5 protein-coding genes are annotated in these 4,286 nt (G+C 67.5%); all 5 read left to right on the top strand.

The window, feature by feature from the left end; all coding sequences use genetic code 11:
* Window positions 1-1,059 (top strand): extracellular solute-binding protein (locus tag D514_RS37355; protein WP_236611009.1); only part of this gene is annotated, 1,059 nt, incomplete at its 5' end.
* 13 nt (window positions 1,060-1,072) lie between these two features.
* A complete protein-coding gene (locus D514_RS37350; protein ID WP_201764759.1) occupies window positions 1,073-2,062 on the top strand; it encodes a carbohydrate ABC transporter permease in 990 nt (329 codons plus the stop codon).
* Window positions 2,059-2,904: a carbohydrate ABC transporter permease gene (locus tag D514_RS37345; RefSeq protein ID WP_017831531.1), complete on the top strand. Its 846-nt coding sequence runs from the start codon at window positions 2,059-2,061 to the stop codon at window positions 2,902-2,904. The genes D514_RS37350 and D514_RS37345 overlap by 4 nt, the downstream gene beginning before the upstream one ends.
* A 34-nt stretch (window positions 2,905-2,938) precedes the next feature.
* On the top strand, window positions 2,939-3,976 hold the full coding sequence (locus D514_RS37340; RefSeq protein WP_017831530.1) for an alcohol dehydrogenase catalytic domain-containing protein: 1,038 nt from the start codon (window positions 2,939-2,941) through the stop codon (window positions 3,974-3,976).
* Between the two features lies 1 nt (window position 3,977).
* Window positions 3,978-4,286, top strand: a 309-nt coding sequence (locus tag D514_RS0119875; protein WP_031206492.1) for an FGGY family carbohydrate kinase, incomplete at its 3' end; no start/stop codon positions are given.

Genomic DNA, 4,286 nt, shown 5'->3' with positions numbered 1-4,286 from the left:
TGGTCGAAGAACGGCTGGCTCGAGCCGCTCGAGGAGATGGCCGCCGCCGACGGGGACTACGACCTCGACGACCTCGTGCCGATGACCCGGTCGTACCTGTCGGCCGACGACAAGCTCTACGGGGCGCCGATCTACGGCGAGTCCGCGTGCCTGATGTACCGCAAGGACCTCACCGACTCGATGGGGATTGTCGTGCCCGACGCTCCGACCTGGACTGAGGTGCTCGCCCTGGCCCGGCAGCTCAACGGCCAGTCGGTCGACGGCAAGACGCTCACCGGCACCACGATGCGCGGGATCGCGGGAGAGATCCTCACCCCGCTCCTGCCGATGGTCTCCACCTACGGTGGTCGCATCCTCGCGCCGGACTGGGCTCCGACGCTCCTGGAGGAGCCGACGCTGACGGCCATCGTCGACTACGTGACCCTGTTGCAGGAGACCGGCCAGCCCGGTGTCGCCACGGCCGGCTACACGGAGTCGCTTGCGTCGATGAGCCAGGGCCAGTCGGCCATGTGGATCGACTCGACGGTGGCCGGCGCCACCCTCGAGGACCCGTCGCAGAGCTCCGTCGCCGGCAAGCTCGGCTACGCGCTCGCGCCGCACTCGGAGACGAACTTCGGCGGCAACTTCTGGTCGTGGGCGCTGTCGATCCTGTCGTCGTCGAAGCAGAAGGATGCCACCTGGCGCTACATCTCGTGGGCGACGTCGCTGGACTACCTCAAGCTCGTCGCCGACGACACTGGCTGGAACACGGTTCCTCCCGGAACCCGCAAGTCGCTGTACGAGATCCCGGAGTACGTCGCCGCGACCCCGAACGCCGACATCACGCTGAAGTCGTTCGACCTCGGCAGCGAGCCCGAGTCCGAAATCATCCTGAAGCCCACTGCGCCGGGTCGGCCGGTGTCGTACTTCGACCACCCGAACTGGTGGGACTTCAACCTGCAGATGACCGCGCCCCTGACCGCGGCCGTCGCCGACGGCACGTCGGCGCAAGCTGCAGCCGAGGCCGCTCAAGCAGCGGCAGAAAGCGCCATGAAGCAGAGCGGTCTGTGGAACGGCTGAGCACCCACCTAGCATGACTCTTTCGACAACGACAGTTATCCAACAGGAGTCCCGTCGCACCGGAGGGGCGGCGAGCAAAGCTCGTCGCTCCTCCCGGCGGCAGCCGGACATCCAGCCCGATGAGGTGCCGCTGCGCAAGCATCCGCTGCGGGTCTTCATCATCATCGCCATCTCGTTCATGGTGATCATCACGCAGGTGCCGTTCCTGATCACGATCTGGTACAGCCTGCAGCGGTGGAACCTCACGCAGCCGGGCAACCGCGCCTTCGTCGGGTTCGAGAACTACTCGACGGTGTTCACCATCGGCTCCTTCGGGCCCGCGGTGGTCAACTCCGTCGTGATCACCCTGGTCGCACTGGCCATCGTGCTCATCGGCGGTCTCGCCCTGGCCGCCATGGTCAACGGCAAGTTCCCCTCGCGCGGTGCCGCGCGCACGCTGCTGTTCATCCCCTTCCTCGTCCCGGCCGCAGCCTCGGCGCTGATGTGGAAGAACTCGATGCTGCACCCGACGTTCGGCCTGATCAACGGCATCCTGGGCTTCTTCGGAGTGGCGCCGATCGACTGGACCAGCCAGCAGCCGCTCCTGTCCGTCATCGTCGTCTCGGCGTGGCAGTGGGTCCCCTTCGCGATGGTCATCCTGCTGGCGGGCCTGCAGAGCCAGGACGAGTCCGTCCTGGAGGCGGCGCGCCTGGACGGCGCCACCCGCGCACAGGTCTTCCGCTACATCACGCTGCCGCACCTGCGCCCTTACATCGAGATCGCCGGCCTGCTCAGCGCCATCTTCATCTCGCAGCTGATCGACCCGATCGTGCTGATGACCCAGGGCGGACCGGGCAACGCGACCACCACGATCCCGTACCTCCTGTACAACACCGCGTTCCGCGGATTCGATGTGGGACTGTCCTCGGCGATGGGTGTGCTCATCGTGATCGTGACGATCCCGATCGCCCTCGTCGTCCTGCGCCTGTTCACCCGATCCTTCCAGTCTGGAGGCGGACGATGACCGCTCTCACGCACAACCGTCACGGCTCGATGCGGCCGCTGCGCACGACCCTCCACGTCGTGGCCGTCTGGATCGTGGTTCTCGTCGTCACGGCCCCATTCCTGTGGACCGTGCTCAACAGCTTCAAGACCGAGCTGGACGCGGTGCAGTCGCCGCCCACGCTGTTCTTCGTCCCGACGCTGCAGAACTACGCCGACGTCATCCAGGACGACTTCGCGGGGTACCTCACGAACTCGGTGGTGATCACCCTGATCACCACGATCGCGACGATCATGATCTCGTTCCCCCTGGCGTTCGCCCTCGCGGTCAAGCCCATCCGCGGATGGCGGGACGTGCTGTTCTTCCTGCTCTCCACCCGCCTCATGCCCATCGGCGGAATCGTGGTGCCGCTGTACATCGTGGCGCTCACGCTTGGGCTGCTGGACACGCACGTGCTGCTGATCGTGCTGTACACCGGGATGAACGTGCCGATCGCCGTATGGCTGCTGCGGACGTACCTGCTGGAGATCTCGCCGTCGGTCCTCGAGGCCGCGCGCATCGACGGAGCCGGAACGGGCACGGAGATGTTCCGCATCGCGCTGCCGATGATCGCCCCGAGCCTCGCGGCCACCGCCGCGCTGGTGGCGATCTTCGCGTGGAACGAGTTCTTCCTCGCCGTCAGCCTCACCTCAGTGGACGCGGGCACCCTCCCCGTCTACCTCTCCGGCTTCCAGTCCAACCGCGGTCTCTTCCTGGCGAAGCTGTCCGCGATCAGCGTCCTGGCATCCATCCCCACGATCATTATCGGCTGGATCGCTCAGCGGCGACTCATCCACGGATTCGAACTCGGCACCGATCGCTGATCAGGCGACGGCAGCAAACCCAAGAGAGGCAAGAATGCTCCAGACCGTGCTCCCCCAACCCCTCGAGCTCGAACTGAAAGAAGTCGGCGTGCCGACCCCCGCCGCCGGCGAACTCGTCGTCCGCGTGCGCGCCGTGACCCTGTGCGGTTCCGACGTGCGCGTGTGGAAGGGCGAGAAGACCGGAGGCGTGGCCTGGCCCGCCACCATCGGCCACGAACTGGCCGGTGAGATCACCTCCGTCGGCGACGGCGTGACCGGCTACGCCGCGGGCGACCGCGTGTCGCTGGCGCCGTGGTTCACCTGCGGCGTGTGCGAGTACTGCCTGACCGGCGAGACCAACCTGTGCGACAACATGGAGGTCTTCGGCTACGGCATCTCCGGCGCACTCGCCGAGTACACGGTGATCCCCGCCCTCGGCGTGGCCAACGGGCAGGTCGTGAAGACCACCGACGCCCTGGCCCCGGAGATCAGCGCGCTCGCCGAGCCGCTGGCCTGCGTGTACCACGGCCACTCGCGCTCGCGCATCCACGACGGCTCAACCGTGCTCATCGTCGGAGGCGGCCCCATCGGCCTGCTGCACCTGGAGCTGGCGGTGCTGGCCGGGGCGGGCACGATCATCGTCTCCGAGCCGAGCGCGTCGCGTCGCGAGTTCGCGCGTCGCCACGGCGCGCACGTGACGGTCGACCCGATCAACGAGTCGCTGGCCGACGCGGTGGCCGCGGCCACCGGCGGCACCGGCGTGGACTCGACGATCATCTGCATCGGTCACGGTGGCCTCGTCGCCGAGGCGATCGAGGTCACCCGCAAGGGCGGTCTGGTCAACCTGTTCGCCGGCTTCGGGGGCGATGGCACCGGCACCATCCCGCTGAACACGATCCACTACCGTCAGCAGGACGTGATTGGCAACTCCGGCGCGACCCTCGAGGACTACCGGTACGCTGTGGAGCTCATCGAATCGGGCCGGATCGACCTCAGCGAGTACATCACCGACCGCTTCCCCCTCAACGAGCTGGACGCGGCGCTGAATCGCGCCATCTCCGGAGACGCCATCAAGGTCGCGGTGATCTGCTGACATGACCGACAACGCCCAGGCGCCGCTGATCCTCGGGATCGACATCGGCACGTCCGGCACCAAGGTCGCCCTCGCGACCGCGGACGGCCGGCCGGTGCGCGACGCCTCGGCGACCCACCGCACCGCCCACCCCGCTCCGGGGCAGTCCGAGCACGATGCGGACACGACCTGGTGGGAGCCGATCACGCGGCTCGTGCGCGAGGTCCTGGGCGACGCGGCCGACCGGGTGGTGTCGGTGAGCGTGAGCGGCCTCGGGCCGTGCGTCCTCGTCGTCGACGAGGATTTTCGAATCCTTTTTGCGTCGTTCGGA

The sequence above is a fragment of the Microbacterium sp. UCD-TDU genome (genome assembly GCF_000340625.1).
Lineage (GTDB): Bacteria > Actinomycetota > Actinomycetes > Actinomycetales > Microbacteriaceae > Microbacterium > Microbacterium maritypicum.
Note: the sequence above shows the minus strand (reverse complement) of the source record. Positions and strands in the feature narration are given on the sequence as shown.

What these genes read in the sequence shown, in the direction of transcription:
- D514_RS37350 (WP_201764759.1), top strand. Translation starts at nt 1,073, where the DNA reads ATGACTCTTTCGACAACGACAGTTATCCAACAGGAGTCCCGTCGCACC.
- D514_RS37345 (WP_017831531.1), top strand. Translation starts at nt 2,059, where the DNA reads ATGACCGCTCTCACGCACAACCGTCACGGCTCGATGCGGCCGCTGCGC.
- D514_RS37340 (WP_017831530.1), top strand. Translation starts at nt 2,939, where the DNA reads ATGCTCCAGACCGTGCTCCCCCAACCCCTCGAGCTCGAACTGAAAGAA.